Here is a 1609-nt window from a genome sequence, read left to right on the forward strand (position 1 = left end):
TTGGTCCAACTTTAGGGGGTCGGTTCACTTGGGTGGCTTTTATCATGCCAATCCGGACGTCCTGCTTTCTTTTGGAGCTGCCACCTCTTTTGACGGCGACCATAAAACCGCCGGTAACGTAGGTGTCACTTTCCGCGTCGGTCCGAAAACAGAAAAGACGGCTGCCATCGATAGTGGCACCTCTGATGAAGTCTTGCAGCGCTTAGATGCTCTGAGCCGCAAAGTCGACCGGTTGGAAGCAGAAAATCAAGACTTGAAGAATAAGTTGAATATAAAGTAACACAGATATCGGATGAAATAATTCTTTGACCGCGATATCGGTACGAATGCAAAAAGCCTGCCGCTTGAACGGCAGGCTTTTTATTCCTTGTTAACCATGGAGGTATCGGTTACATCGTGCATCTTAAGTGGACTTGCCTTTTCTTCGCGATTGCCTTTGACCGTTCTCGATGACGGTCAGGGGCTTGAGGGCCCCTCTTTGTTATAGACCCATAAAGGCCAACATCTGCAGCATGCCCGGTACGAAGGTATCGAGATCGAGGGACTCTTCTAAAGTGTGTTCACCACGGCTGCGGCAGAAGCCAAAGGAAATGGCCGGGATGCCCTGACTCATGGGAATGTTGGCGTCGGTGCTTCCGGCAATGCACGTCGTGGGTAGGCCCTGCTTTTGTCGGATGGCGGTAATTCGCTGGACGAGGGGATTCTGGTTTACCTCACTGCACGGCCGTTCGCCAAGGCTTTTTAGGGATAGGCGTACATCCTTGGCGAGCGGTTTTTCGATGAGGTCATGGAAGAATGTATCAAGTCTTTCGAGGGCCTTTCCGTCTTCGGAACGAAGGTCGACGGTGAAGCTTGCCTTGGCGGCAATGGAATTAACCGTCGTGCCGCCGCTGATGGTGCCGACATTATAGGTCGTCTTGGGATGAGCCGGTAGGGACAGCTGGTAGAGTTCCTGGATGATCGAGGATGCGGCGGCAATGGCATTGGGAGTTCCGAAGCTCATCCAGCTGTGGCCGCCCGGCGTTTCGATGGTGACCTGATAGCGCCGGGAGCCGACGGCCGTTGCGACAAAGGTATCGAAGGTGCAGTCCACGGCGACGACCTCCGAAATCCGGCCGGCCCAGTCGGCCATGATTTTGCGGATGCCTTTGAGATTACCCAATCCTTCTTCGCCGACGTCAAAGGCAAAAAGGATGCCCTGGGGCGGCGTCAACTGTAAGTCGCGGATCATCTTGATGATGAACAATAAGCCGGCAATGCTGGCACTGTTGTCACTGCACGACGGGGCCGACAAAATGTTTTTCGACTGGTGAATCGGGATCTCGGACAGTTTTTCAAAGACCGTATCCATGTGGGCCGTATACAAGGCGACTTTCTGCCCCTTTTTCAGTCGGCAGGGATAGAGGACGTTTCCGCCGTCATCGATGTAGGCGCCGTCGGCTCCCAGACTGTGGAGGTACTGCAGAATCCACTTGCCCTTTACCTGTTCCCGGCCTGTCGGCGACGGGATGGAAATAATCGTTTTGAGAAGCTCCAGCCACTGGGCTTGGTTCTGACGTACATAAGCTTCAATCTTGTCGTTCATCTAAATGCGGGCAGGATACTCCGA

At 53.6% G+C, this 1609-nt stretch carries 1 protein-coding gene and 1 pseudogene; one reads left to right on the forward strand and one right to left on the reverse strand.

Annotation, left to right across the window (positions count from 1 at the left end):
- Positions 1–280, forward strand: a pseudogene (locus HMPREF3201_RS05410) (bZIP transcription factor); the annotation flags it as partial.
- Positions 281–481: 201 nt separating this feature from the next.
- Here the strand turns inward: HMPREF3201_RS05410 and HMPREF3201_RS05415 are convergent.
- Entirely contained in the window at positions 482–1585 is a 1104-nt protein-coding gene (locus HMPREF3201_RS05415; RefSeq protein WP_062412105.1) for a M20/M25/M40 family metallo-hydrolase, read from the reverse strand.
- Positions 1586–1609: the final 24 nt, after the last annotated feature.

It is taken from the genome of Megasphaera sp. MJR8396C, assembly GCF_001546855.1.
In the GTDB taxonomy this organism is placed as follows: Bacteria; Bacillota; Negativicutes; order Veillonellales; family Megasphaeraceae; genus Megasphaera.

Coding starts and splice junctions, on each gene's coding strand:
- HMPREF3201_RS05415 (WP_062412105.1), bottom strand. CDS start 1,585: ATGAACGACAAGATTGAAGCTTATGTACGTCAGAACCAAGCCCAGTGG.